At 47.7% G+C, this 26,836-nt stretch carries 25 protein-coding genes, 3 tRNA genes and 1 other annotated feature; of the genes, 16 read left to right on the top strand and 12 right to left on the bottom strand.

Going from position 1 to position 26,836, the window contains the following annotated elements; translation table 11 throughout:
* Nucleotides 1–40 precede the first annotated feature (40 nt).
* The 10 genes from VBY75_RS00680 to VBY75_RS00725 all read right to left on the bottom strand — a co-directional run bounded on the left by VBY75_RS00680 (nucleotide 41) and on the right by VBY75_RS00725 (nucleotide 10,299).
* Nucleotides 41–889 (bottom strand): alpha/beta fold hydrolase, encoded by an 849-nt coding sequence (locus VBY75_RS00680; RefSeq protein ID WP_416510584.1) that lies wholly within the window; start codon nucleotides 887–889, stop codon nucleotides 41–43.
* A gap of 18 nt (nucleotides 890–907) precedes the next feature.
* On the bottom strand, nucleotides 908–1,210 hold the full coding sequence (locus VBY75_RS00685) for a YciI family protein (protein WP_222235561.1): 303 nt from the start codon (nucleotides 1,208–1,210) through the stop codon (nucleotides 908–910).
* Nucleotides 1,210–1,752 carry an inner membrane-spanning protein YciB gene (locus VBY75_RS00690; RefSeq protein WP_054488444.1) on the bottom strand — a complete coding sequence of 181 codons (543 nt, stop codon included), beginning with the start codon at nucleotides 1,750–1,752 and terminating at the stop codon, nucleotides 1,210–1,212. Before VBY75_RS00690 ends, VBY75_RS00685 begins: the two co-directional genes overlap by 1 nt.
* Nucleotides 1,753–1,772: 20 nt before the next feature.
* Nucleotides 1,773–2,582 (bottom strand): tryptophan synthase subunit alpha, encoded by an 810-nt coding sequence (gene trpA / locus VBY75_RS00695; protein ID WP_416510586.1) that lies wholly within the window; start codon nucleotides 2,580–2,582, stop codon nucleotides 1,773–1,775.
* Nucleotides 2,579–3,802 carry a tryptophan synthase subunit beta gene (gene trpB, locus VBY75_RS00700; protein ID WP_054488440.1) on the bottom strand — a complete coding sequence of 408 codons (1,224 nt, stop codon included), beginning with the start codon at nucleotides 3,800–3,802 and terminating at the stop codon, nucleotides 2,579–2,581. Before trpB ends, trpA begins: the two co-directional genes overlap by 4 nt.
* A complete protein-coding gene (gene trpCF, locus VBY75_RS00705; RefSeq protein WP_416510589.1) occupies nucleotides 3,799–5,253 on the bottom strand; it encodes a bifunctional indole-3-glycerol-phosphate synthase TrpC/phosphoribosylanthranilate isomerase TrpF in 1,455 nt (484 codons plus the stop codon). The genes trpB and trpCF overlap by 4 nt, the downstream gene beginning before the upstream one ends.
* Nucleotides 5,246–6,259: an anthranilate phosphoribosyltransferase gene (gene trpD / locus VBY75_RS00710; protein WP_416510591.1), complete on the bottom strand. Its 1,014-nt coding sequence runs from the start codon at nucleotides 6,257–6,259 to the stop codon at nucleotides 5,246–5,248. The genes trpCF and trpD overlap by 8 nt, the downstream gene beginning before the upstream one ends.
* Nucleotides 6,256–6,891, bottom strand: coding sequence for an anthranilate synthase component II (locus VBY75_RS00715; protein ID WP_224797214.1), 636 nt, complete (start codon nucleotides 6,889–6,891; stop codon nucleotides 6,256–6,258). Before VBY75_RS00715 ends, trpD begins: the two co-directional genes overlap by 4 nt.
* Entirely contained in the window at nucleotides 6,891–8,489 is a 1,599-nt protein-coding gene (locus tag VBY75_RS00720; RefSeq protein ID WP_416510593.1) for an anthranilate synthase component 1, read from the bottom strand. The genes VBY75_RS00715 and VBY75_RS00720 overlap by 1 nt, the downstream gene beginning before the upstream one ends.
* A 52-nt stretch (nucleotides 8,490–8,541) precedes the next feature.
* Nucleotides 8,542–8,646, bottom strand: a sequence feature (Trp leader region).
* 117 nt (nucleotides 8,647–8,763) lie between these two features.
* Nucleotides 8,764–10,299, bottom strand: a complete 1,536-nt coding sequence (locus VBY75_RS00725; protein WP_224797216.1) for a S10 family peptidase — start codon at nucleotides 10,297–10,299, stop codon at nucleotides 8,764–8,766.
* A gap of 124 nt (nucleotides 10,300–10,423) precedes the next feature.
* Here VBY75_RS00725 and VBY75_RS00730 point away from each other — a divergent pair, with 124 nt between their 5' ends.
* The 8 genes from VBY75_RS00730 to VBY75_RS00765 all read left to right on the top strand — a co-directional run bounded on the left by VBY75_RS00730 (nucleotide 10,424) and on the right by VBY75_RS00765 (nucleotide 17,968).
* Nucleotides 10,424–11,122 (top strand): hypothetical protein, encoded by a 699-nt coding sequence (locus VBY75_RS00730; protein ID WP_234972458.1) that lies wholly within the window; start codon nucleotides 10,424–10,426, stop codon nucleotides 11,120–11,122.
* 70 nt (nucleotides 11,123–11,192) lie between these two features.
* Nucleotides 11,193–13,214 carry an FAD-dependent oxidoreductase gene (locus VBY75_RS00735; protein WP_416510596.1) on the top strand — a complete coding sequence of 674 codons (2,022 nt, stop codon included), beginning with the start codon at nucleotides 11,193–11,195 and terminating at the stop codon, nucleotides 13,212–13,214.
* Nucleotides 13,214–14,041: a PHP domain-containing protein gene (locus VBY75_RS00740; protein ID WP_416510599.1), complete on the top strand. Its 828-nt coding sequence runs from the start codon at nucleotides 13,214–13,216 to the stop codon at nucleotides 14,039–14,041. Before VBY75_RS00735 ends, VBY75_RS00740 begins: the two co-directional genes overlap by 1 nt.
* 19 nt (nucleotides 14,042–14,060) lie before the next feature.
* Nucleotides 14,061–14,684 (top strand): L-threonylcarbamoyladenylate synthase, encoded by a 624-nt coding sequence (locus VBY75_RS00745; protein ID WP_199494621.1) that lies wholly within the window; start codon nucleotides 14,061–14,063, stop codon nucleotides 14,682–14,684.
* Between the two features lie 26 nt (nucleotides 14,685–14,710).
* Entirely contained in the window at nucleotides 14,711–15,526 is an 816-nt protein-coding gene (locus VBY75_RS00750; RefSeq protein WP_199494622.1) for a segregation and condensation protein A, read from the top strand.
* Nucleotides 15,507–16,079, top strand: a complete 573-nt coding sequence (gene scpB, locus VBY75_RS00755) for an SMC-Scp complex subunit ScpB (protein ID WP_222235552.1) — start codon at nucleotides 15,507–15,509, stop codon at nucleotides 16,077–16,079. Before VBY75_RS00750 ends, scpB begins: the two co-directional genes overlap by 20 nt.
* Nucleotides 16,079–16,939, top strand: coding sequence for a 23S rRNA pseudouridine(2605) synthase RluB (gene rluB, locus VBY75_RS00760; RefSeq protein ID WP_199494624.1), 861 nt, complete (start codon nucleotides 16,079–16,081; stop codon nucleotides 16,937–16,939). Before scpB ends, rluB begins: the two co-directional genes overlap by 1 nt.
* Nucleotides 16,940–17,968, top strand: coding sequence for an agmatine deiminase family protein (locus VBY75_RS00765; protein WP_271331233.1), 1,029 nt, complete (start codon nucleotides 16,940–16,942; stop codon nucleotides 17,966–17,968).
* Nucleotides 17,969–17,985: 17 nt separating this feature from the next.
* Here VBY75_RS00765 and VBY75_RS00770 read toward each other — a convergent pair whose 3' ends face one another.
* Entirely contained in the window at nucleotides 17,986–19,830 is a 1,845-nt protein-coding gene (locus VBY75_RS00770; protein ID WP_416510603.1) for a diguanylate cyclase, read from the bottom strand.
* Nucleotides 19,831–19,901: 71 nt separating this feature from the next.
* Nucleotides 19,902–20,621: an SIMPL domain-containing protein gene (locus VBY75_RS00775; protein WP_222235550.1), complete on the bottom strand. Its 720-nt coding sequence runs from the start codon at nucleotides 20,619–20,621 to the stop codon at nucleotides 19,902–19,904.
* A 50-nt stretch (nucleotides 20,622–20,671) separates the two neighbouring features.
* Between VBY75_RS00775 and VBY75_RS00780 the strand changes: the two genes are divergently transcribed.
* The 8 genes from VBY75_RS00780 (at nucleotide 20,672) to oadA (ending at nucleotide 26,835) form a co-directional block, all read left to right on the top strand.
* On the top strand, nucleotides 20,672–21,139 hold the full coding sequence (locus VBY75_RS00780; RefSeq protein ID WP_222235549.1) for a regulatory protein RecX: 468 nt from the start codon (nucleotides 20,672–20,674) through the stop codon (nucleotides 21,137–21,139).
* Between the two features lie 81 nt (nucleotides 21,140–21,220).
* Entirely contained in the window at nucleotides 21,221–23,818 is a 2,598-nt protein-coding gene (alaS, locus tag VBY75_RS00785) for an alanine--tRNA ligase (RefSeq protein ID WP_054488409.1), read from the top strand.
* Nucleotides 23,819–23,966: 148 nt separating this feature from the next.
* Entirely contained in the window at nucleotides 23,967–24,155 is a 189-nt protein-coding gene (csrA, locus tag VBY75_RS00790) for a carbon storage regulator CsrA (protein WP_011234973.1), read from the top strand.
* Nucleotides 24,156–24,318: 163 nt separating this feature from the next.
* A tRNA-Ser gene (locus VBY75_RS00795) sits at nucleotides 24,319–24,411 on the top strand.
* Nucleotides 24,412–24,431: 20 nt separating this feature from the next.
* Nucleotides 24,432–24,508: transfer RNA gene (locus VBY75_RS00800), tRNA-Arg, on the top strand.
* Nucleotides 24,509–24,529: 21 nt separating this feature from the next.
* Nucleotides 24,530–24,606: transfer RNA gene (locus tag VBY75_RS00805), tRNA-Arg, on the top strand.
* A gap of 154 nt (nucleotides 24,607–24,760) precedes the next feature.
* Nucleotides 24,761–25,021, top strand: a complete 261-nt coding sequence (locus VBY75_RS00810) for an oxaloacetate decarboxylase subunit gamma (RefSeq protein ID WP_054488408.1) — start codon at nucleotides 24,761–24,763, stop codon at nucleotides 25,019–25,021.
* Nucleotides 25,021–26,835, top strand: coding sequence for a sodium-extruding oxaloacetate decarboxylase subunit alpha (gene oadA / locus VBY75_RS00815; protein ID WP_416510607.1), 1,815 nt, complete (start codon nucleotides 25,021–25,023; stop codon nucleotides 26,833–26,835). The genes VBY75_RS00810 and oadA overlap by 1 nt, the downstream gene beginning before the upstream one ends.
* Nucleotide 26,836 lies beyond the last annotated feature (1 nt).

Raw genomic sequence — 26,836 nt, forward strand, 5'->3', positions numbered from 1 at the left:
GTGAAGCGTCCTTATTAATTGCACTGACTTTATAATGACTTTAATTGACCTTCAGTGCGTCTAGCAAGTTTTTACGCCAGAGAGACTCTTTGAACTGACTGCGAAAGAAGTTGAAATGGCCAATACCTTTACTCTCGGTCATTTCCGGGGTCAGGTCTTTCAACACCTTGTCTGCGTTAGGGTAATGCGCTAGCAGGTTTTCAATATTGGAGCGTTGCAACAACTCGTCATCAGCAATATGAAAGGCGCTGATAGGGGCTGAAAATGCTTTATAGCGTTTCTTTTGTTCCGTGCTGATATTGTCAAACAAGTAGTCTTTACTGCGGCACCAGCGACTCCATTGCTTCATGGCTGCTGCAGGCATGTCACCGACCATATTCAGGCGCTTCCCCGGAAAATAACCGGCAATGGGAGTGCTAATAGGAGCGGCAAAATACCATAACAACCAGGATGTCCAGCGGACCTGTTTGCTGGCTTTCAGCCAGTAACCGGTACCGCTGGCTATGGTTACCATCTTATCTATCTTATTGGCGTTATGTGCCATGGCAACAATTTGCCCACCCAGGCTGTGAGCCAGCCAGATTAGGGGGGCGCCCTTCTGACAGGACTGCGCATAGTCAAGTACCGAGGTGATATCGAGCTCAGCCCAGTCAATAATATCGGATTTTATTTGCTTAAGTGGCTTATCAACCGACTGGCCAATACCGTAGTAGTCAAAAGTAATGACCCGGTAGCCCTGTTCGCTTAACCAGCGGGCTATAGGCTGGTAAAAACGTTGCTTCACACCTAGGGCGGCGGCTATAACAATTGTGGCCTTAGCGGTTGACTCAGGTTCAAAACGTACACAATGCAGGTAGCGGTTATTGGCGGTGAGTTCAACGCTTTTCATAGTCACTGATTAATTCGGTTAGTTTGGTAAAACGGCGTTGAATGGCTTCACCGTCGCTTTCTTGTAGACACCGGCTTGCCAGTAAGGATCGTCGTTGGCCCATTGTTCCGCTTCTTCCTGAGAGTCAAATTCAGCGATGACCACTGAGCCGGTAAAACCGAGTACACCCGGGTCAAGCTCTGCAATAGCCGGGCAGGGACCGGCGACCAGTAAGCGACCGTCGTTCTGTAAGGCTTTTAAGCGCTCAAGGTGAGCAGGGCGTGCCTGCTTGCGGCCTTCCAGTGAGTTTTCATGGTCTTCTGCGAAAATAACAAACCACATTAGTGTGTGTTCTCCTCATCAATGGCGTGGTGGTACATGTAAAACCCGGTGCCAATTGTGAATATGAGTGAAATACCCAAAATGCCGAATACTTTAAAATTAACCCAGGCTTCCTGACTCCAATACTCCGCAATGTAGAGGTTCACGGCTGCCAATGCCACGCAAAAGATGATCCATGCGTAGGTCAGCCTCAGCCAGGCAATGTCAGGCAGTTTGATATCTTTACCCATCATAGCCTGAATCGGGCTGCGTTTTTTCCAAACTAAGCCGCCCAAAAGTAGAAATGCAATAGCGAGATACACAACAGAGACTTTCATTTTGATGAACCAGTCGTCACGCAATAACAGCGTTACTGCACCGAATAGCATAACAACGACTAATATCACCCAGTGGCGTGTTGTCAGTGGTTGCTTTAGCAGCTTAAGGCCCAATAACTGAACCACTGTCCCTGCCATTAGTACGCCGGTAGCGACGTAAATATCGGCCATTTTGTAAAACACAAAAAAAGCGATTATGGGTAAATATTCTAACAACAGGGCCATTAACTACTCCGGTGGCAACTCTATGACAATTGGGTTGCGGCCTTCATGCCTTTTACAAAAGCTCTAAGGTCCGCTGTTTGCTGCGCGTTATTGTCGAGGTTTTTCTCAATAAGCGCAACCACAGCTGAGCCACTAATTGCACCGTCGGCACCTGCCGCAAGCGCCCGTTGTACATGCTCAGGCCGGGATATGCCAAACCCAAGCAAAGTCGGCGGCGCACCGGCTTCTTTAAGTTTGTTAATCAGCTCAGATGCCGGAGCCTGCATTTGCGTGTCGGCTCCGGTAACCCCCGAGCGGCTCAGCAGATAGACATAACCTGAGCATTGTTCAGCAATAGTGACTAACAGTGCATCACTGGCATCCGGTGGGGCAATAAATACAGCGTCTATACCAATCTCTTTTGCAATGGCGGCAAAACGTTTGGCTTCCTTGGTCGGAACATCGGCAATAAGCACTGAGTCGACGCCAACATCTTTCATTTGCTGATAAAAGTCGCGAACACCTTTAGCGTAGATTAAGTTGGCGTAAACTAATAACCCAATGGGTATTTGCGGTGAATAGTCACGAACTTCTCTTAAAATCCGCAAAATGTCATTAAAGGTTGTGCCCGCGTCTAAGGCCCGCAGGTTTGCACGTTGAATCATGGGGCCGTCAGCTACAGGGTCCGAAAATGGGAGCCCAAGTTCCAGCGCATCGGCGCCGCCATCGATAAGTGCTTTGATAACTTCAACACTTTGCCCCGGAGTCGGGTCTCCTATGGTGACAAATGGCACAAAAGCGCCCTGATTATCATCTTTTAATTGTGCGAAACACGTTTCATAACGGCTCATTGTTGTTCCTCCGTAGCACTAACTCCAGCATTCTCCTGAGCGCTGAATATACGACGTACGTGATCGATGTCTTTGTCGCCGCGTCCCGACAGGTTAATCAATAAAATTTCAGGTGCATCTGGTTCGGCTGCGCGTTTCAATGCATAAGCTAAAGCATGGGCTGATTCCAGCGCCGGAATAATACCCTCATGACGCGACAGTAATTTAAAGGCTTCCAGTGCTTCCTCATCGGTAACCGATTCATAGCGTGCACGACCAATGGCTTTTAAATGCGCATGCTGGGGACCGACGCCAGGGTAGTCCAGACCTGCCGATACGGAATAGGACTCTTCGATTTGTCCTTCCGGGTTTTGCATTAAAAATGACAGACAACCGTGCAAAATACCGGGCTTTCCTGCAGTGAGTGTGGCCCCGTGATGCTTGGTTTCCACACCTTTACCGGCAGGTTCAACACCAACCAGCTCGACGTCTTCTTCGTCGATGAAGTCGGCGAACATGCCAATGGCGTTTGAGCCACCACCGACACAGGCAATAACTTCATCGGGTAAACGACCGGCCTGCTCTTTAATTTGGGCCTTAGCCTCCTCACCAATCATGCGGTGGAATTCGCGTACTATGGTCGGGAAGGGGTGTGCCCCGGCGGCAGTTCCTAATAAGTAATGAGTATCCGGGTAGCTGGAAGTCCAGTCGCGCAGCGCTTCGTTGACCGCGTCTTTTAAAGTACCGCTGCCGGTATCGACGGGCACAACCTTTGCACCCATTAATTCCATACGAAAGACATTGGGTTGTTGGCGTTCAACGTCTTTCTTACCCATATAAATAATGCACTCTAAGTCCAGCAGGGCACAGGCAAGGGCTGTCGCGGTCCCGTGTTGCCCTGCGCCGGTTTCGGCAATAATACGGGTTTTGCCCATGCGTTTAGCCAGCAATGCTTGCCCCAGTACCTGGTTGGTTTTATGGGCGCCGCCATGAAGTAAGTCTTCACGCTTAAGGTAAATTTTTGTTTTATTCGGGCTGTGCAGCGGCAGGTTACGGCACAAGCTGAGCGGCGTTGGCCTACCCAGGTAATTTTTCAACAATCCGCGAAACTCAGCTTGAAAATCTTCATCTTGTTGCGCTTCGATAAAGGCCTTTTCCAACTGCTCTAATGCCGGTAATAAGATTTCAGGAACGAACTGGCCGCCGAAATCGCCAAAGTAAGCGGGTAATGACTGACTCATACAGCCTCCTGTTGGGTATGCTTGTCTGATATTCTGTTTGACGAAAATCGACCGTAGTGGCGAATTTTCGTGAATGTTTGAGCTATTTTACTGCTATTTTTAACGCCGGGCTTCCACTCTGCTTGAGAGTTAATGTCGACTCCGGCAAAGCCTAGTTCAATTGCACTGGTAATACTGTCGGGGCCAATGCCTCCTGCCAGCAGGCAGCGCAGACGCTCTTCAGTGCTCAATGGCGCCAAAAATTCCCAGTTAAAGGCCTTGCCGCTGCCGCCACCGCGGTTATCCAGAACAAAGGCATCAACCGGCAGGTCCGGCAATTGTGCCGGGCTTTCAATCGCTAAAGCTTTCCATATTTTTACGGCTTGCAGACCGGCTTGGCGTAATTGCTGACGCAATTGAACAACATAGTCGATATCTTCATGACCATGCAGTTGAATAGCGGAAAGACCGACTTTTCCGGCCGTTTCGATAAGGCTATCTAATGGCTGATCAGCAAAAACACCGACGTACTCAAGGCCAGTGGCTCCTGCTGTTATTTCTTTTGCCTGATGCTGGGTAACGCAGCGGGGAGAGTGTTCAACAAATATCAACCCACCATATGCGGCGCCTTGTGAGCGGGCGTTTATAGCGTCTTCTGCGCGGGTCAGGCCGCAGACTTTGTTTTGCCCGAAAAGCAGTTTTCGACAGGCTAAATCAACGTCTGGCTGAGCGCTCAATGCGCTGCCAATAAGGAAACCGTTAACAAAGGGAGCTACCCGGCGAATGTCCGCGTGTTCGGAAAATCCCGACTCAGCAATGAGTAAGGCATTCTCCGGTGCCAGCGGAGCTAACTGTGCGCTGCGGTTCGGCTCAATGCTTAAGTCCGTTAAGTCGCGGTGGTTAATACCAATAATGTTCGCGCCCAGGTTTGCGGCACGTTTCATTTCGTTTTCGTTAGCGACTTCGGTGAGCACGTCCATCGCGAGCGATTCGGCGATATCACGCAGGATGGTATACTGCGCATCATCGAGTACAGACAGCATAAGCAAAATAGCGTCTGCGCCAAAGTAACGAGCTCGGTAAACCTGCTCTTCATCAATAAAGAAGTCTTTGCATAAAACCGGCTGAGTCACTTGTTGGCGCACGGCGGTCAGGTAGTCCAGCCGGCCCTGAAAAAACTCAGGTTCGGTTAGTACGGAAATGGCTGCGGCATAAGGCTGGTAACTTTTTGCCAACTGTGGTGCGTCAAAGTCAGCACGAATAAGACCTTTTGATGGTGACGCTTTTTTACACTCCAGAATGAAACCTGCCTGCTCACCACTTAAGGCTTCATATAAGCTACGGTCACTGGGGCTGAGCTGAGACTTTATTTCACTCAGGGGCATAAGGTCAGCCTGAGCTTTATTTTGCTCAACTTTGCGATCGACAATGGTTTTCAGCACATTCTTTTTTAAGCTGATGCTGTCAGACATGGTAAGTCTCCTGGGCGTCTTGTACGCGGCGTAAATGCAACAGAGCCTGGCCGGTGTCTAAATGCTCCAATGTTGCTGCAGTTGCGGCTTTCATATCGCTGTATTGTCCACTTAAATAAAGCAAAGCTGCAACGTTCATAGCAACTGAGTGGCGCTGAGCGGGGCTGCCGCCTCCGGCAAGAATGTCCTCCAGAATACGGGCATTGAAGTCAGCATCGCCGCCTTTTAACTCGTCAAGCGGGGCGCTGGGAACACCAAAGTCGTCAGGAGTAACCCGGTACTCATTCAGCTCGCCGTCACGCAGTTCAATGACTTGAGTTGGGCCGTGCAGAGCCAGTTCATCCAGTCCACTTCCATGTACGACCATAGCACGCTTAACCCCCAGTCGCTGCAGGGTTTCAGCCATTGGTCTTACCCATTCCTCACTATAAACACCGAGCAGTTGAGCGTCGGGACGCGCCGGGTTAACTAAAGGACCAATCAGGTTGAATAAGGTGCGTGTTTTCAGGGTTTGTCTTACCGGCATAGCGTGTTTAATGCCTGGGTGATAATGCGGAGCAAATAAAAAGCAAAAGCCGTTATCGGCCAGTTGGGCAGAGGCATCCGAAGGATCCAGATTAACGCGAAGTTTAAGTGCTTCGAGTACATCGGCTGATCCTGAACGTGAAGACACACTTCGGTTACCATGTTTGGCAACTGCCAGGCCCATACTGGCGGCAACTAAAGCCGCTGTGGTGGAAATGTTGATGGTGTTACTGCCATCGCCACCAGTACCACAACTGTCAATAACTGTGGTATCGGGACGAACAAAAGGTTTTGCGGCCGATAAAATTGCTTCAGCGGCACCGGCTAACTCGCCGGGAGTCTCGCCGCGCATTTTCATGGCAATGAGCGCCGCGGTCACCTGAATGTCGTTGAGCTCGCCTTTAATTAAGCGCTGGAAAAATTCACGGGTTTGATCTTGCGTCAGAGCCTCACCAGACATCAGAGTTTGTAGGGCTTTCATGGCTTTGCTCCTGTTAATAAATACTGAATGCTGTTACTAAGTAATTGTTTTCCCTTTGGCGTTAAAAGCGACTCCGGGTGAAACTGAAAGCCAATGGCATGACTAACGGTTCCTGCTTCATTAAAAAACTCGGCAGCCATGGGGATACTGCCATCGGGGCCATCTAAACTGGCGATTACCTTTGTTGCTTCCGGAAGGTCGTAACCACTTAATGAGTGGTAACGCGCTACAACGCACTGGTTGTTATCCGTTGCGGCGGTAAATACGGGATGCGTCACAGTATCGACCTTAGCGGTTTTGCCATGGACAATCTCACCGCAGGTATCAACTCGTCCGCCTGCGTGCTCAATTAACGCCTGAAAGCCCAGACAAATACCCAGCATGGGTATGCGGCCGCTGCAGTATCGGATCACTTCCATCAGGTTTCCGGCATTTGATGGGTGCCCGGGCCCCGGTGACAAGCATACCAGTTGAGGGCCACTGTAATTTTCCAGCTGTTCAATCACATCGGTTGCTGCCAGTTGGTTACGATAAACGACCAGCGGAAAACCTAACTGGCGCAACTCATCCACCAGGTTGTACGAGAACGAGTCGACGTTATCTATCAGTACGATACGAGCTGACTGAGTCATTATAGCGTCTCCTGTTCAGGTAAAGTGTGGGCCTGCTGAATTGCCAGGATAACGGCCTTAGCTTTATTCTCTGTTTCGGCGACTTCGCTGGCCGGATCTGAGTCATGCACTACACCAGCACCGGCCTGCACTATGGCTTCGTCGTTCTTAACAAACGCGGAGCGAATAACAATACAGGTATCCATGTCGCCATTACCGGCCAGATACCCAACAGCGCCGCCGTAGCTGCCGCGACGTTGTTGTTCGACCTGACGAATAAGAGTCGCGGCGCTAACTTTTGGAGCTCCCACTAAAGTGCCCATATTCATGCAGGCGCGGTAAGCGTGAAGAGCATCGCAGTCGTTCCTCAGTTTTGCCACCACGCGTGAAACCAGGTGCATAACATGAGAATAACGGTCAACCTGAAGCAGGTCGGCAACGTAACGAGTGCCGGTTTCGCTAATACGGGCTAAATCGTTACGGGCTAAATCAACCAGCATTAAATGTTCTGCGAGTTCTTTTTGGTCAAGTCGCAGTTCCAGTTCCATGCGGCTGTCTAAGTCCGGGTTAATACTGCCGTCGGCATTTTTACCGCGTGGACGGGTACCGGCAATAGGATAAAGCTCTACCTGATTGGTGTCCTGCTGATATTTCAGTGCGGACTCAGGTGAGGCTCCAAACAGGCAAAAATCCGGATGACTCATAAAAAACATATAGGGTGAGGGGTTATTCTTCTTCAACTGTTGGTAAGCGGCTAACGGATCAGGGCAGGGCATTTTAAAACGCCGGGACGGCACTACCTGAAAAATATCGCCCGCCACAATGTTTTCTTTTAGCCGGGTAACAATGCCTGCAAATTCTTCTGCTGAGGGTGTGGCTGTTACTTTTACATCAATCGGCTGAGGTTGAGGTTCTATTACCGGCAGCTGACAGCGCGCTGCCAGTTCTCCTATACGCTGACTCATAGCCTGATAACGCTGGTCGTGACCGTCACCGCTGAAAACACTGCCAAGAAGCTCAGTGGTTTGCTGTTGATGATTAATAATCAGCAAAGTTTCTGCCAGGTAAAAGACATAGTCAGGGCAGTTGTTTTCGCCTTCTTCAACTTCGGGCAGCCGCTCGTAGCTGGCAACAAAGTCATAGGCGAAAGCGCCGCCGAGAAAGACAGAAAACGGGTGCTGTTTTGCTGTGTCGTTTGCTTTATTGAGGTTTTGCTGGAGTAGTCGCAGCGGCTCCATGTTACTGATTTGACGTAAGCGGGAGTCTTCATCCAGTGGCATAGTTGCAGCACTGAAGGTTAATGTCAGTTGGTCTGGTGCTCTTTCAATAGTCGCACTATCTTTAAGCTGTTCTTCAATCCAGCTGAGCAAGGCAGAGCCGTTATCAGTCAGAGCAATAATAGTGACCTGTTGGTCGTTACAGGTAATTCGTAACGCTGCATCAATCAGCAGCAAGCTCTTTACCTGCTGCTTGGTGCCGATATCAGCTGAGTCCAGCAGTAAATGCTCACCTTGTGTGCTGCAAGTATTCTGAAATACTTGTAGTGGCTCCGCCTGATAAGGCAGTGACACTCTCAGTGTCTCTAAATTGCCGTCTTGTTCAGTTGTCAGGTTTTTCACCTCAGACCTCGTTTTCTCTTGTTGATTTTTAAACCTGCTCCAGTGAAACGGCAATAAAAAACCCGCTCAAAGGAGCGGGTTTCTCAAAGTGAAGCTATTTACGTTACACGCACAACTACACCACCCGCTCGTTCGGGAAGTGCCACCACCAATGTTGGGTTGTTGTACGTAAAAACATAAGTTGTATAGCTCTCTTAATTCGTTTTAATGCTGACAAACTAACGCTTGAGCGAAAGTCTGTCAACAGTTGTTTTCTTTCTGCTTTTATTCTTCTCTATTGATATTCTGCTGGTTTGCCTTTTGAATCAGACTTACGAATAAACTCACGCAAGTCGTCATTGGCTTTCTCTAAGTCGGCACGGCGCAGGTACATCATGTGGCCACTGCGGTAGCCTTTAAAGTCGATGCGGTCGCTCATTTGCGTGCTTGGATCTAAGTGCCACATGTTGTACTTAGCATCGAAGTAGTTAGTAGCGCCGTCAAAATAACCTGACTGAATTAACACATTCAGGTAAGGGTTTTGCGCCATGGCCTGACGTAATTGCTTACCGGTGTTGTTGTTCGAGCGATCCCACGGATGAACCGGACCGAACATGTTGTATTTAATGTCGGTTACAAAATTTAACTCTTCACGCAGGTAGTAGTTAATGGCTGGCGTGAACGAATGTAACCATGACGTCAGTTCTGCGTTATAGTCAGGACGGTCGCCCGAGCGTTTTTCATCCAGGCCTAAATAGCGTGAGTCAAGGCGGCCAATAGTGCGGTCGCGGTCACGCAGGAGTTCTTTCCAGAAATACCAGGTGCTCGGCGCCAGGTTGTTATCTAATACCGCTTGTTTTGATAAGCCTGAGTAATAAGCGACGCGTTCGGCCATTTGCTCTCGGGCTTCACCCGTTAGCATGGCGCCTTTCGCCAGTGCCGGTAAGTACTGGTTCAGCGTGAATTGTTCAACTTCTGGTAGTAACTCGTCCAGATCTTTGCTCTGTAATGCGTCTGGCAGTGCATCGTGATACCAGGCGGCTGCAGCAAAATAAGGCAGCTGGTTAGCTTGTTTTACCGGGCCATCGCGGTCAATACCAATATCAGTTGGTGACACTAGAATAACGCCGTTTAGATACATCCACTGGCTGTTTTGCAGCTCCAGTGCAAGACCCGATACACGTGTTGTGCCATAGCTTTCGCCAATTAAGTACTTAGGTGACTGCCAGCGGTTCATGCGCGAAGTAAAGGTGTTCATCCACTCGGCAAGATATTTAACGTCGGCATTAACACCGAAGAACATGTCTTTCTGCTTTTCGCGCGACGGCATTTCGCCATCTTCATTTGGCAACACGCGTGAGTAGCCGGTATTGACTGGGTTAATAAAAACAATGTCAGCGACATCAAGAATGGAGTGCGGGTTGTCCTGCACGCCATAAGGTTGAACCGGATAGCCTTCGTCACTCAAATTTAATACTTTTGGGCCTGTGTAGGCAATGTGCATCCAAACCGATGCTGAACCAGGGCCGCCGTTAAAGGAGTAAACAACAGGGCGAGACTCACGGTTATCAACGTCCTGGCGTTCATAATAGGTATAGAATAACGATGCGGTTGGGTTGCCCTCGTCATCCCATACCGGTTGAGTGCCGGCTGTGGCTGTGTAGTCGACAGTTTCGCCATTAATTTCTACGCTGTGTTCGGTAACCACTTCGGTGTCTACCGGCAACATGCGTTTATGATTCGTTGAGCTTTCTTCGGCAACAACAGGTGCTGATACTACCGAGCAACCCATCAGTGACAAAGAAGCAATTAAAGCAAGGCTCTTTCGCATGAGATTGTTCTCCGTTTTTTTATAATGTCGCTTCAGATTAACAAATAATTACTTTAAAGAGTCAAAGGTTATGCGATTATTGGGTTTATTCCTGCGACTGGATCCTAATTGAATGAGGTCACCGATGAAAATTACACATTTAACACAGGCTTTTTGCTGGCTTTTGCTTCCGGTTATCAGCTTGTCAGTTAATGCCCAAAACCTGTCTGATGCAATGAAAGACGGTTTACAGACAATGGCGTCGGAGCAGTTAAATGCCGATCTCGAAGTGGAGGAGCTTGAGGTTAACTCACTAACTGATGGCTTGACGGCAAATAACGTTCGCTTTGCAACTCGTGTGGATGCCTTGTCGGAGCCTGAGAATCAATTGTTGTTAGCCAAGCAGTTGGTGTTAACTGGTGACTGGCAGGCGCTTGGCAGCAGTCGTGTTGATATTTCAAAAGTATCCATGTCCGGTGCTCAACTGACCGTGGCATATTACGGCACCGGGCGCTCGAATTTGCATGAGTTTTTAAAGCAGATGAACTCAGTGAAAGTGCAGAAAGTGAGTTCGGTACCGTTAAACTGGCGAGTTGATGAGTGGCTGATGGAAGACGTCACTATTAACTTGTTTGACAAAGGTGAACCCATTTTAAGCGTACATGTAAGAGAGCTTGAGCTGACTGATCTGCAGTCAATGCAAAGTGCTGATGCACAGGTTAAAGAATTGCTGTGGCCCATTCTAGAGCAGGTAGCTGAGCAAGTTCGTGATGGTAACCCCAATTTACAGGTAGATAGTATGGCGCTTTCCCGCTTCTTGCTGCGTGAAGCTATGGCGTTCTGAGCTTGAGTTAAACGGGTTTAAGCAGTACAGTTAGGAAAAGTTAAACACCCGTTTAAAATAAGAGGTTGGCGTGGCAAATTCATACCCAAATTTACTAAAACCCCTGGATCTTGGCTTCACAACGTTAAAGAACCGAGTCTTGATGGGGTCAATGCATACTGGCCTGGAAGAAGAAAAAAATGGCTTTAGTAAATTAGCCAGCTTTTATGAAGAGCGTGCAAAAGGTGGCGTAGGTCTTATTGTTACCGGCGGTATCAGCCCAAACTTTCGAGGACGCTTAGCGCCCTTTGGCAGTGAAATGTCAAAGCCCTGGCATGTGGGTAAACACCGTCAGGTGACTGATGCCGTTCATAAGTATGGCAGTAAAATCTGTCTGCAACTTCTGCACGCTGGTCGTTACAGCTACCATCCGTTTTCGTTAGCGCCGAGCGCAGTCAAAGCGCCTATCAATCCGTTCAAACCCAAAGCCATGTCTGAACGGCAAATTCTCAAAACTATTAAACACTATGCCCGCGGCGCTCAGTTAGCGCAGAAAGCCGGTTATGATGGTGTTGAGATCATGGGTTCGGAAGGTTATCTGATTAACCAGTTTTTGTGCCCAAGAACCAATAAGCGTACTGACGACTGGGGCGGTAGCTTTGAAAACCGCATGCGTTTTCCGTTAGAAATTGTTAAAGCCGTGCGGGCCGCGGTGGGTGAAAAGTCGATTATTATTTTCCGTTTGTCGATGCTGGATTTGGTGGAAGACGGACATAAGCTGGACGAAGTGCTGCAGCTGGGTAAGCTACTGGAGCAGGCGGGCGTGACCATTATTAATACCGGCATTGGCTGGCACGAAGCACGGGTTCCGACCATTGTGACCTCGGTGCCACGTGGCGCCTTCAGCTGGATAACTGAACGCGTACGCCGTGAGTTGTCGGTACCGGTGGTCGCCGTTAACCGTATTAATACCCCGGAAATTGCCGAGCATATTTTAGAAAGCAACCAGGCTGACATGGTGTCTATGGCAAGGCCATTACTGGCCGACCCTGACTTTGTGAATAAAGCAGAGCAAGGTCAGTCTGAACGCATTAATACCTGCATTGCCTGTAATCAGGCCTGTCTGGATCATGTGTTTGAGAATAAACGGGCGTCCTGTTTAGTTAACCCGCAGGCGTGTTTTGAGCAGGAACTGGTCATGAAACCGGTTGAGCAGAAAAAGCGCATTGCGGTCATTGGGTCCGGCCCGGCAGGGCTTGCCTTTGCCTGTCACGCAGCAGAGCGTGGTCATCAGGTCGATTTATACGACAAGTCCGATGAAATTGGTGGTCAGTTTAACTACGCCAAGCAGATTCCGGGTAAAGAAGAGTTTTATGAAACCTTGCGCTACTTTAAGTACCGCATTGAAGACACTGGGGTTAATTTGAAGCTTGGAAAAGAGCAAACTTGCGAAGGGCTGCTGGCAGAAAAATACGATGATGTGGTTCTGGCAACTGGCGTCAGCCCACGGCAGGTCGATATTCCGGGTATCGATTTACCGCATGTTCTGGGCTACTTAGATGTTTTACGTGACCACAAAGCTGTGGGTAAAAAAGTGGCTGTGATTGGTGCCGGTGGTATCGGTTTTGATGTTTCTGAATACCTGACCACCGAAAAGTCACTGACACTGGATGAACCTGAGTGGTCAGAGCGTTGGGGTATTGATAAAAGCTACAGTGATCGGGGCGGCCTAAAACCTCAGCAGCCAGAGCAGAGCCCGCGTCAGGTTTGGTTGCTTCAGCGTAAAGAGAGTAAAGTTGGTAAGGGGTTAGGCAAAACCTCTGGCTGGGTTCATCGTAACGAGTTAAAAAGTAAGTCTGTGAATATGTGGAATGGGGTGACTTATCACCGCATTGTGCCAGAAGGTATAGAAATAGAGCGTGAAGGTGAAAAACAATTGCTGGAAGTTGATAACGTGATTATTTGTGCGGGGCAGGTACCGCAACGGTCATTACACGACGCATTGCAGTCAGCCGGCCAGACTGTGCACCTAATTGGTGGTGCCGATGTTGCTGCCGAGCTTGATGCTAAACGCGCGATTCGCCAGGGTACAGAACTGGCGGCGGAGATTTAATGCCAGTTTATGATTTACATTGTCACAGCACGCACTCGGATGGTTCATTGTCTGTCTCTGAGCTTTTGCACCGGGCTTGTGAGCAGGAGGTGGATGTACTGGCTATTACCGATCATGACTGTGTTGACGGCCTGCCCGAAGCGAACAGCCTGATTGCTCAGGAAAGCCTGCCGATTAAATTGATTAACGGTGTTGAAATCAGTTGTCGCTGGCACAGTTTTGAGATCCATATCGTCGGTCTCAATATCGATCCAGAAGAGGGGCAGTTAAAGACATTGTTAAACGAACAGCAGCAACGTCGTTATGATCGCTTTGATGCCATGCTTGAGAAGTTATACCAACGTGGCGTTAGTTTATCCGCAGAGGATTGTCAGGCGGATGGTATGCCTACACGCAAGCACATCGCCGATGCCATGGTACGCAAGGGAACTGTCAGTAAACCACAGCAGGCTTTTGACCGCTATATTGGTAAAGGCAGTAGTGCTTATGTAAACCCTGAATGGTGTGATATACCTGAAGCAATAGATGCTATTCATAGTGCTGGTGGCAAGGCGGTGCTGGCGCATCCGCATGGCTACAAGATGTCAAACAAGTGGCTTCGTAAACTTTTGGTAGAGGGTAAAGAGTGGGGGCTTGATGCAATGGAAGTCAGTTTGTGTCAGCAGTCTCCGGGCCATCGTGACGCTTTGGCAAAAATGAGCCAGGAATACGGGCTGTTAGCCTCTCAGGGTTCCGACTTTCACTATCCGGGGAATTGGCGCGAACTTGGCAAAAATCTTTGTCTGCCGGCGGACTGTGTGCCAATATGGGAGCATTGGTCACAGTAGAAGGATTGAGGGGGAGATTATGAGTCAATTTTTTGAAATTCATCCGGAAAATCCTCAAGCACGTTTAATTCAGCAATCGGTTCAAATTATTCGTAAAAGCGGTGTGGTGGTTTATCCTACGGACTCGGGTTATGCCATTGGTTGCCAAATTGGTGACAAAGCAGCGGCGGATCGTATTTGTCAGATTCGAGAAATAGACAAAGAGCACAATTTTACCTTAATGTGCCGTGACTTATCTGAGCTTGCGACTTATGCCAGAGTTGATAACGATGCTTTCCGTCTACTGAAGAATAACACCCCGGGGCCTTACACTTTTATTCTGAAAGGTACTAAAGAAGTTCCCAAGCGACTTTTGAATCCCAAACGTAAAACTATCGGCATACGGGTTCCGACCAACCGTATAGCAATGGCCTTGCTGGAAGAGTTGAACGAGCCGTTAATGTCGACCAGCTTGATCCTTGGTGAAGGAATGTTGGCAGAATCTGATCCGGAAGAAATTCGGGATAAGCTGGAAAAATTAGTGGATTTAATTATTGACGGCGGTCATAAAGGTGAAGAACCAACCACGGTTGTGGATTTGTCTGAAGGCGCGCCGACCATTCGCCGTGAAGGCTCCGGAGACACAGAACCTTTTGACTTTTAATAACTTGCTAGGCATTTGGGTTAATTATGGCTGAACAGCAGTCACTGCCTTTAGGTTTTGTCCGCGGCGAACCGGTTATAGAAAAACCAGAAGACCTCTATATACCACCGGATGCGCTGGAAGTTATTCTGGATACTTTCAGTGGTCCGATGGACTTGCTGTTGTACTTAATCCGTAAACAAAAGCTCGATATTGTTGATATGCCTATTTTGGCCATTACCCGACAGTACGTTGAGTATGTGGATATGATGCAAGAGCTTAAGCTGGAGCTGGCCGCTGATTATTTGGTGATGGCCGCCATACTGGCGGAAATTAAAAGTCGACTGCTATTACCGAAGCCGCCTCAGGAAGAGGATGAAGAAGAAGATCCAAGAGCCGAATTAATCAGGCGCTTGCAGGAGTATGAAGCCATACGTCAGGGTGCAGAGTATATTGACCAGCAACCTCAAGTAGGGCGGGATATATTGCTGAGTGAGGTTAATACCAATGCGCGTGAGTGGGTAACATCAACACCTCCGGAAGTTACTTTAGAGGATTTGACGCTTGCCTTTAGTCGGGTATTGCAGCAGGTTGAGCTAAAAGCACATCATCAGATAAAACGGGAACAGCTATCCACACGGGCAAGAATGAGCCAGGTACTGGAACTATTAAGCAATAAAAAATATGTTTCTTTTAGTCAGCTGTTCACCCGCAAAGAGGGGCGCGCTGGGGCTGTGGTTAGTTTTTTAGCAATTTTAGAACTTGTGAAAGAATCAATGGTAGAATTGTCACAAGTAGAGCCTATGAGTGATATTCGCCTGAGTTTGAGACAGCACAGCCAAGATGAATCCGTTACAGCTTAAACAACTTATCGAAGCGGCCTTATTTGCACACCCTCAGCCTTTATCGGCTGAGCAACTGCATCAGCTTTTGCTGAATGAAGGGGAAGCGTCACTTACGGCAATAAAGCAACAGCTGAAAGAGCTGCAATTGGATTACCGGGAGCGGGGTATTGAATTAGTAAAAGTGGCTTCTGGTTACCGCTTCCAAACACGAGCTGAGCTTGGGCAGCGGCTAGCGGGGTTGTGGCAGGAAAAGCCACCCAGATACTCAAATGCTTTATTGGAGACTTTGGCTTTAATTGTTTACAGGCAGCCAATAACCCGCGGTGAAATTGAACAGATACGTGGCGTAAGTGTCAGTAGCCACATAATGAAGACGTTGCAGGAAAGGGGATGGGTCAAAGTGGTCGGGCACAAAGAAGTGCCGGGACGCCCTCAACTTTATGCCAGCACCAATGACTTTTTAGATGATTTTAATTTGAGTGACTTATCGGAATTACCCGATATCGATACACTCAGTGAAGATGATGAACGTACCGCTGAGACAGCGACTAACGAGAGAGATGATTCGTAATGACCGAGAAATTACAAAAGGTTTTAGCCCGATCTGGACATGGCTCACGCCGCGAAATTGAAGCTAAAATTTCCGCGGGCCGCATTCGTGTGAACGGTAAAGTGGCACAGTTAGGTGAGCGTATCGACGCAGACGCTAAGGTTCGCATTGATGGCCACGAAGTTCAGATTAAACCTGAAGAAGAGGTCATTTGCCGTGTTTTGATTTACCACAAGCCCGAAGGTGAGCTTTGTACGCGTAAAGACCCCGAAGGGCGGCCGACCGTTTATGACCGTTTACCACGAATGAGCGGCGCACGCTGGGTTGCTGTAGGGCGTCTGGATGTGAATACATCTGGTCTGTTGCTTTTCACCACTGACGGAGAGCTTGCTAATCGCCTGATGCACCCCAGCCAGCAGGTTGAGCGGGAGTATGCCGTACGTGTGTTTGGTGAAGTAGATGAGGCTATGATGCAACGCCTGAGAAAAGGTGTGCAACTGGAAGATGGGCCGGCACATTTTAATAGCATAAAGCCGGCAGGCGGTGACGGCATGAACCGTTGGTTTCATGTCACCTTAAGCGAAGGGCGTAATCGTGAAGTTCGCCGTTTGTGGGAGTCTCAGGAAGTACAGGTGAGCCGTCTTATCCGTGTTCGTTACGGCGATATTCCTCTGGAAGCCGGGTTGCCGCAAGGTGGCTGGGCGGAGATGAAGCTTGAGCAGGTTAATGCATTAAGGGCGCAAGTGAACTTACCCCCAGAGAAGCACTCATTTCTTGATCCTCGCAATGAAGAATCTAAACAGCGTCGTTTTGCGAAAATACGTAAAGCTACAGCCCGTCATCGGCAGGATAAAAAGCAGAGCAAACGACGGGGTAAATAAGTGGTTATCGGTGAAGGCTGGTTGCCAGATTTTGTGGCAAACCAGCGCTTGTTACTAGCATGGCCGTACCGGGGAGATGTCTGGCGTAGTCATGCAAAACCGGCGCAAAACGCCTTGCTCAGGTTATTGGATCAGTTACCGGCCTCGGCGCCAGTTTCGTTGGTAGTATCCTCTCAGGTTAAAGGTAACTTGCCTGACTCTCTGAAACGGATTCACCGTATTGAAGTTGATTATGACGATATCTGGTTACGGGATATTGCTCCGCTCTGGCTGAATAATGGAAAAGAGGTAAAAGCCTTATCCTTCAACTTTGATGGTTGGAGCGGTGTGCAACAAGCGATAACTGCGGACAGTCAGTTTGCTGAAAATTTATGCGGTTATTTCAATTTGTCGCACGACAAAGCACAACTGGTTGCAGAAGGTGGTGCTTTTACCCACAACGGGAAAGGTGACTGGATAGTTGGGTTAGCGTGCATAAAACGAAGAAACCCGGACCTGAGTCATAATGAATTAAAAGCGATACTCAGTAAGTTATTACCTGGCCAGCGTCTCTACTTTTTCAATAACTCTTTGTCGGCTGATGAAACCGGCGGCCACATTGACAATATGGCGATCTTTGTCGATTCTGACACCTTGTTATATGTGTTTACCGACGACGTAACACACCCGGACTATGAAGCCTGCCAGCAGTTGCAGAAGCTTGTCAGTCAATTACCAAAGTTTATTAACGCAATTCCACTTCCCTTGCCGCGGCCGCAGTCAGCAATGCCAGAAGAAAGACAGGATATAGAACTTAACGAACTGAGCTTAAAGCGAACCATTGATTTGCCTTTGCTTTGCAGCTACGTGAATGTGCTGCAGACCGATAAGCTGCTCGTGATTCCTGAATTTGGTTTAGAAACAGATGATGAGGCTTTTCAGCGAATTCAAAATGCTTTGCCTGAGAGGAAAGTGTTGTCGTTTAACGCCAGGGAATTTGTCCTTGGAGGTGGCGGTTTGCATTGTATAAGCCATAATCTGCCAGCTTGATTGAAGCTAACCGCTGGCTAGTCAGTAATAATCAAACGCTCGCGGCCTTTATCTTTAGCTTCAAACAAGACTTTGTCAGCGCGTTTATAGAGCGAGTCAAAGCTATCGTCCGGGTGGGCGTTAGTGAAGCCCATGCTAAAGGTCACGCGATAATCATTTGGTAAACCGTCAATGGGGCTTTTATTCAGTTCTTCAGTTATGCGCTCGAAAATGTTTTTCGCGTCTTCTTTACTGGCGTCGAAAAACACCATTAACCATTCTTCTCCGCCCAAACGGCCAAAACTGTCATGATTACGCAGACTTTGTTTAGCAACTGCAGCGAAACGTTTCAGTACATTGTCGCCGACATCGTGGCCGAACTGGTCGTTTATCGTTTTAAAATAGTCAAAATCTACAACGGCTAATGCCAATTGGCGCTGTTGCTCCTGAGCTTGCTCCAGCCCTTTTTTGCATATACGAACAATAGCTCGTCTATTGGGGGCATTCGTCAGATCATCTTTCAGAGCGAGTTCTGCGAAATTCTTACGAGCCTTCCATTGTTGGTATAAAAAGGCTGAAACGATAATGACAACCAGGAAACCGGAAATGATAATCCATATGAGGAGGTAATACGACGTTTGCTGCTCCTGGAGCTCCAGTTGCTGCAATTCGTTCTCTTTCTTTAACAATTCGTTAGTTGTTTCCTGTTCTTTAATTTCCAGGCGCACCATAATTTCCTGCACCTGTTTATCACGAGTTTGTTGCTGAACTTTCTGCATGAAGTTTACGGACATTTTATAATGCTTAAGAGCAGCTTCGTAGTTACTTATTCTCTGATAGTAGTCCGACCAATGTTCGTGCAGAGTTTGATGTAGCTCGTCATTTGTGAGTGTATTGATGATAGAAGTTGCAGCCTCTAACTGACTCAGAGCATTATCAAGTTTATCAGTGCCTAAATAGACCGACACCATACTTAATCGGCTTTGTGCTTCCATGGGGTGTGCGGCGGCAGACTTAAATTGGGGGAGTGCCTCATTAAGGCGTGTTAAAGCTTGCTGGTAATCTTTGTCTGCAATATCTATTGAAGCCATTTGAAACAGTGCGTATGCAACACCCAGATCATCATTAATTGCTTCGCTGATTTCTAAAGCGGCTTTAAAATGTTGCTCGGCTTGATTGTCGTTTCCTGCGGCCTGATAGGCCCGGGCAAGGTTATATTCCAATACCGAGACATCCCACTCACCAAGGTGCTCCCTGCTTATATCCAGAGCGTCCTGTATGTGTGCTAACGCGATGTCATTAGCCCCGACATCCATATAAATAGAGCCGATAAGGGCGTGGAATTCCATTTGCAGTCTGGGGCGCGCAGTGTAAGCGCTTCGGTTTAGCTGCTCCAAAATTTGAAGGGCACGGGCAATATCACCCGTGTTCTGCATGACTTGAGCGTGCAGAATCTCTGCTTCAATCTGCAAGTCTTTATTGCCGGAAGCTTTTGCGTACTCTATTGCGTAGACAATGCTTGTATTAGCCTGCCGAAGTTTCCCTCGCTGCAGGAAATACCAGGTTTGGTTCATTTTCAACAGCGTTTTTGCAATTTTTGACTCTGCCAACTCTGCAAAACGCAAGCCTTCCTGAATTGCACGTTGTGCTTCACTTTCTTTACCAGAATAACGGTAAGCCTCTGCTTGCAATGCGTAGGCCATAGCCAATTCTTCAAACTGACGCTGGTTATCGTACTGCTCTATGAGCTCCGAAGTCTTTTCTATCCATACATCGGGGTTACTGCTGGCTTCAACACGCTGCTGCTGCCACTCTTGAGCCATTACCATAGGAGCGGCTACCAGCAGAATGATGAATAAGATGTTACGGATTTTTTGGAACAAAACGACCCTGACTGTTAAAAAAGTGTTGAAGTATCAAGTATCTTACTCCGAGTGCAGCGCATAGCAATGATTTAATTGTCAGAGGAAGACTGACTTTGGGTTAAGAAAGTGACTTCAACACGTGCTTCAATGGTCTGCTGGCCCGGTAGCGATACTTTATCTGAGCGACTACTCATTTCGGCCATTTGCATAATTACCGGCCGTGACATTGATTGCTCAGCAATGCTTAATGTGCTTTTTAGTTCCAGTCCTGCCGCTGTAGCAAGACGCTCAGCTTTCGCCTTGGCTTGTTGGTATGCATTCACCAGTGCTTGTTCATATAAACCTTGTTGGTCGCTAATTTCAAACTTAACCTGACCAACACGAGTAACCCCGCGCGCCAGGGCAAGATCGATAATGCTGTCGTAATTCTCCGGTTCCAGCAAAGTGACCTGAACTTCGCGTTGCACGACAAATCCGTTTTGTTCTGTTTTGCCATCGTCATTTTGTTCATAACGTGGATAAATCTGCAATTGATAGGAGCGGATGTCTTTATCTTCAACTCCTTTATTATTTAAATCGTTAATCAGACGGTTGGTTGTTTCATCGACTAAAGTCTTTTGCGAGCTGAGCTTATTTCCGCGCTCTTCAATCCAGAAGGTGAGTGACATTTGGTCCGGAATAGCCGATACGCTTCCACTGCCCGAGGTCGACAATGTCCGTTCATTAGCTTGAGTGACAGTGCTAAATGCTACTGTAAGAAAAGCAAGACAGGTTAAGAGAAACCTTGATTTTGTGTGGCTCTGAGTCATATTAATCATCCTTAGACCAAATTCCATAGTTACGTGTTGGAGTATAGACCATGGACGAAAGTTCAGAATATGACGAGAAATCGTTGCGCGACAGTGCCTTCAGGTTGCTTGCTATGCGCGAACAAAGTCGTACTGAATTAAAGCGTAAATTAATACAAAAGCAATGGCCCGCAGACATGGTTAAGCGCGTTGTTGATGAACTTGATAACGAAGGATGGCAGAGCGACGAGCGTTTTGCCGCAAGTTTTATTCGCGAGAAAGTAGGGCAAAAGCAAGGGCGGTTAAAAATCCTTGCTCAAGTAACTCAACAAAAAGGCGTCTCTGCGCAGATTGCCGAAAGTGTGCTCGATTCAATGGAAGTTGACTGGTTTGAGTTGTGTGCAGAGTTGAAACAAAAGAAATTCGGCGATGACCAGCCTGCGGACGAAAAAGAGTGGAGCCGTCAGGTTCGTTTTTTGCAGCAAAGAGGGTTTACTCCAGAGCAAATTTTCGCTTGTGTCAATCGACCACGACGCTAGGCTAGGCGGCTACTTCATGATAGTCTTAGGCCATTAAAATATTGACCTAAAGTCACTCAGTTAAGAAAAGTAGGACTCAACATGAGCATGAACAGTGCCCAAATTCGTGATGCATTTTTAAATTACTTTGCTGAACGAGGACACGAAAAAGTGCCTTCGTCATCAATGATTCCAGGCAACGATCCAACCCTCTTATTTACTAATGCGGGAATGGTTCCGTTCAAAGATGTTTTTCTGGGTACTGACAAGCGCCGTTATAACAAAGCCACCTCTGCGCAACGTTGTCTTCGTGCCGGAGGTAAGCATAACGACCTCGAAAACGTTGGTTATACCGCTCGTCATCATACATTTTTTGAAATGATGGGGAATTTTAGCTTTGGTGATTATTTTAAAAAGCAGGCAATTCAATATGCCTGGGATTTTTTAACCAAAGAGTTGAAATTACCGGCGGAAAAGCTTTGGGTAACGGTCTTCACTGAAGACGACGAAGCTTACGATATTTGGGCAAAAGATATCGGTGTTCCGGAAGACCGCATTTCACGCATTGGTGAAAAGGATAATTTCTGGTCTATGGGTGATACTGGTCCTTGTGGACCTTGCTCTGAGGTTTTTTATGATCATGGTCCGGAAGTCTGGGGCGGTCCTCCGGGAACACCAGAAGAAGACGGCGACCGCTATATCGAAATCTGGAACCTGGTCTTTATGCAGTATAACCGTCAGGCTGACGGAACTTTTGAACCATTGCCCGATCCGTCGATTGATACAGGCATGGGGCTTGAGCGCATTTCTGCCATTATGCAGAACGTTCACAGCAACTACGAAATTGACTTATTCCAGGCCTTGATTAAAGCGGCAGCTGAAATTATTGGTACCGACGATCTTGATAATAAGTCGTTGCGGGTAATCGCTGATCACATTCGTTCGTGTTCATTCCTGATTACTGACGGCGTGATGCCATCTAATGAAGGCCGTGGTTATGTGCTGCGTCGTATAATACGAAGAGCCGTGCGTCACGGACATTTATTAGGTGCTAAAGATGCTTTCTTTTTCCGCTTAGTTGATGAGTTAGCACGACAGATGGGCGATGCGTACCCTGAGTTAGTTCAGAAACAGCAGATCATTAAAGATGCGCTGGAGCGAGAAGAGCAGCAGTTTGCCCGGACACTTGAGCGAGGCCTGGCTATTTTGTCTGATGAAATTAGTCAGCTTAAAGGCAAAGTGATACCCGGCGATGTCGTATTCAAACTTTATGACACCTATGGTTTTCCGGTTGACTTAACGGCGGATATTGCACGTGAGCATGAGCTGACAGTTGATGAGGAAGGCTTTGAACAAGCTATGTCTGAACAGCGTCTGAGAGCTCAACAGGCGTCTCAGTTTGGTATGGATTATAACCAACAGTTAAAGTCTGAAAATCAAACGACATTTACCGGATACGATGATGTTGCCGGGCAGGCAAAAGTGGTTGAGCTTTTCAAAGAAGGGCAACCGGTGGAAGAGTTACAAGCTGGTGACAAAGGTATTGTTGTTCTTTCAGAAACACCGTTTTACGCAGAAAGTGGTGGTCAGATAGGCGATAAAGGTGTGTTAGTTGCAAGCGGTAACGCTTTTGAAGTTACTGATACTCAATACATTGGTAAAGCAATAGCGCACCATGGTGTTGCCAAAGCGCCTGTGAAGTTAAATGACAGTGTAAAAGCTGAAATTGATTCAGAGCGTAGAGAAAATATTAAACGCAACCATTCTGCGACTCACTTGCTTCATGCCGCTCTTAGAAACTTGTTGGGTGAACATGTTACGCAGAAAGGTTCGTTAGTTGAGGCCGATAAAATGCGCTTTGACTTCTCGCATTTTGAACCCGTTACAAATGAACAACTGGCTCAGCTTGAGCGTGAGGTGAATGCTCAAATTCGAACTAACTTGCCATTACAAACTGAACTCATGGCAATTGATCAAGCGAAAGAAGCCGGCGCCATGGCGTTGTTTGGAGAGAAGTATGACGATCAGGTGCGTGTTGTGCGCATGGGAGACTTCTCTATGGAACTCTGCGGTGGCACGCACGTAAAAGCGACTGGTGATATCGGTTTATTCAGAATAACCTCTGAAGGGGGAATCGCATCGGGTGTCCGTCGTATTGAAGTTGTAACCGGTGAAGCCGCTATTCGCTACACCCAACAACAACAGTCTATATTGCAAAATCTTGCCGGTGAGTTAAAAACCGAGTCGAACTCTGTCGCTGAAAAAGTACAGCAGTTGCAGCAGAAGTTTCGTGAGCTTGAGCGTAAAAATGAACAGTTACAACAGAAATTAGCACAGCAAGCTGGTGGCGGTTTAATCGCCCAGGCCATTGATATTAATGGCGTTAAAGCAATAATTGCGGAGTTGGATCAGGCGGATCCTAAATCTTTACGCGGTTTAGTTGATGACCTGAAGAACCAAATTGGTTCCGGCATCGTATTATTAGGAACTGCAAATGGTAATAAAGTCAGTCTTATAGCTGGCGTTACTGCCGATTTAACGTCTAAAGTTAAAGCAGGGGATATTGTGAATCAGGCGGCTAACGTGGTTGGTGGTAAAGGCGGTGGTCGCCCTGATATGGCCCAGGCGGGTGGTTCACTCCCGGAACAGTTAAATGAAGCTCTGGCTACCGCAACAACTTGGTTACAACAGCAACTCTAGTTGTCGTACCGAGGGTTAAAAACACAACGAAAAATTATGCGTTTCGTTATAGTGTAATCGCTCTCAGTATTGGTAGACTGCTTACGACAGTTCAGGGAAATGTTCGATATTCGCGGTAAGAATCGGAACAGTATTGAAGGAGCAATCTATGCTAATTTTAACTCGCCGTGTAGGTGAAACATTGATGATAGGTGATGATGTTTCGGTCACTGTTCTCGGCGTTAAGGGAAACCAAGTGCGTATTGGTGTTAATGCCCCGAAAGACGTTTCCGTTCATCGCGAAGAGATTTATATGCGTATTCAGTCCGAAAAGGACGATGAGCAAGATAAAGAATAAACTTTCAGACTAAGACCGGCGAAAGCCGGTCTTTTTTTATGTTTTCGGCCATTTTGCAGAAAATTCATGCGAGATGGTTAATTATCCCACACTTAGACCCGAGTTTTTAAAAAAGCGATTGACATTATTGCCAACATCGCTAGAATTCACGCCACAACGATTTGGAGAGGTGGCCGAGTGGCTGAAGGCGCTCCCCTGCTAAGGGAGTATAGGGTTTGTAGCCCTATCGAGGGTTCGAATCCCTCCCTCTCCGCCAGTCGTTTATAGTAACAATACGCGCTCGTAGCTCAGCTGGATAGAGTACCTGGCTACGAACCAGGCGGTCGGAGGTTCGAATCCTCCCGAGCGCGCCATATTGTTACTAACCTGAATACGCGCTCGTAGCTCAACTGGATAGAGTACCTGGCTACGAACCAGGCGGTTGGAGGTTCGAGTCCTCCCGAGCGCGCCATTCTTTTTACTCCCTATAGTGTATCCTGCTTAATTTTCAATCGCATTTAATCTCTGAATACCCACTATTTACTGCTGTATCTCCTTGCGTGACTTGCTACCATAGTATTTAATAATTTTATAACAATACCTTAGCAACCAATTAGGAGTGCTTCGTGTCGGAACTGCTCAGTCAAGCTGCGCAACTCATGCTCGTTGGTATGGGTGCAGTCATTATCTTTCTTTGTCTACTGGTCGTTGCCATGAGCGCGATGAAGCGTTTGATCCCAACGCCGGAGGCTGTTACCAGCCGTCACTCTCCAGTCAAAGATAAAAACTCTGATACGGCACCTCCTGCGGTACTGGCTGCAATTTCAGCTGCCATTCATCATTATCGCAATGGCACGAAAGCAGCGAATAACAAGGAGAAATCATAATGAGTAAACCCCTGTTACTGACAGAGTTGGTACTTCGTGACGCTCATCAGTCACTACTCGCAACGCGGATGCGTCTGGAAGACATGTTACCTATTGCCGAGAAGCTGGACAGCATCGGCTATTGGTCAATGGAATCCTGGGGGGGAGCGACCTTTGATTCTTGTATTCGTTACTTGGGCGAAGACCCTTGGGAGCGCATTCGTGAATTGAAAAAAGCGATGCCTAACACTCGTCAGCAAATGTTGCTCAGAGGCCAGAACCTATTGGGTTATCGTCATTACGCTGACGATGTTGTAAAACGTTTTATTGAACGAGCTAAAGAAAATGGCGTTGATGTTTTTCGTATTTTTGATGCGATGAACGATGTTCGTAACCTAAAAACTGCGATTAAAGCGGCCAAAGATGTTGAAGGCCATGCACAAGGAACACTTGCCTATACTGTCAGCCCGGTGCACACACTGGATAAATGGGTAGCAATGGCACAGGAGTTAGAAGATTTAGGCTGTGACTCTCTATTCATTAAAGACATGGCTGGGTTATTAAGACCGAACGATGCCTATGAGCTGGTTAGTGCGTTGAAGAAGAACACCGACTTGCCTATTGCAATGCAGTGTCACGCAACAACAGGCTTAAGTGTTGCGACCTATCAAAAAGCAATCGATGCCGGTATTGATATGCTGGATACCGCTATTTCTTCAATGAGCATGACTTATGGTCATTCGCCGACTGAAACTTTGGTTGCAATGACAGAGAATACAGACCGGGACACCGGCTTGTCTCTGCCGGACCTCGCTGAAGTAGCCAGTTATTTCCGTGAAGTTCGGAAGAAGTACGCGAAATTCGAAGGCTCTTTAAAAGGCGTCGATGCACGCATTCTTCTGGCCCAGGTTCCGGGTGGTATGTTGACCAACATGGAAGGCCAGCTGAAAGAACAGGGTGCACTGGATAAATTTGATGAAGTACTGGAAGAAATTCCAAAAGTACGCGAAGACCTTGGCTTTATTCCTCTGGTTACACCAACGTCACAAATAGTAGGAACCCAGGCGGTTCTGAACGTATTGAGCGGTGAGCGTTACTCCAACATCTCTAAAGAGACAGCTGCCGTTTTGAAGGGTGAATACGGCGCGACTGCAGCAGAGGTGAATAAAGAGCTACAGAAACGAGTTTTGGATGGTGAAGAAGCCATTACCTGTCGTCCGGCAGATTTGCTGGACAACGAACTGGATGCACTCACGAAAGAACTTAAAGATAAAGCAACTGATGAAGATATTCGTCTTGCTGATGACGTTGTGGATGATGTTCTGACTTATGCACTCTTCCCTCAAATTGGTTTGAAGTTTCTTAAAAATCGCGATAACCCCGATGCTTTTGAACCTGCGCCGGGTGAAGAGCCTGAAGAAAAAGCTGAGGCCAAAGAAAAAGAAGCGCCTGCAACAACGGGTAGTGTCGAGCAGTACGAAGTTGAAGTTGACGGTAAACGCTATAACGTCAAAGTTGGGCCTACAGGTAAGTTAGATTCAGTGAAGTCAGCCTCATCTGACGAACAGTCTAAGTCATCTGAAACGCAGTCCGACGCCTCCGGTGAATCAAGTTCTGGTGAGGGAGAAACCATTAAAGCGCCGCTGGCCGGTAACATTTTTAAGGTTGTCGCCAAAGAGGGAACAACGGTTAAAGCAGGCGATGTTGTGCTGGTATTGGAAGCGATGAAAATGGAAACCGACATTAAAGCGGAGAAAGACGGTAAGGTTCAGTCTCTTCACGTGAAAGAGGGTGATGCTGTGACCGTCGGCGATGCTCTGGTGACGGTAGGCTAAT

Source organism: Idiomarina sp. HB, assembly GCF_048059115.1.
Lineage (GTDB): Bacteria > Pseudomonadota > Gammaproteobacteria > Enterobacterales > Alteromonadaceae > Idiomarina > Idiomarina abyssalis.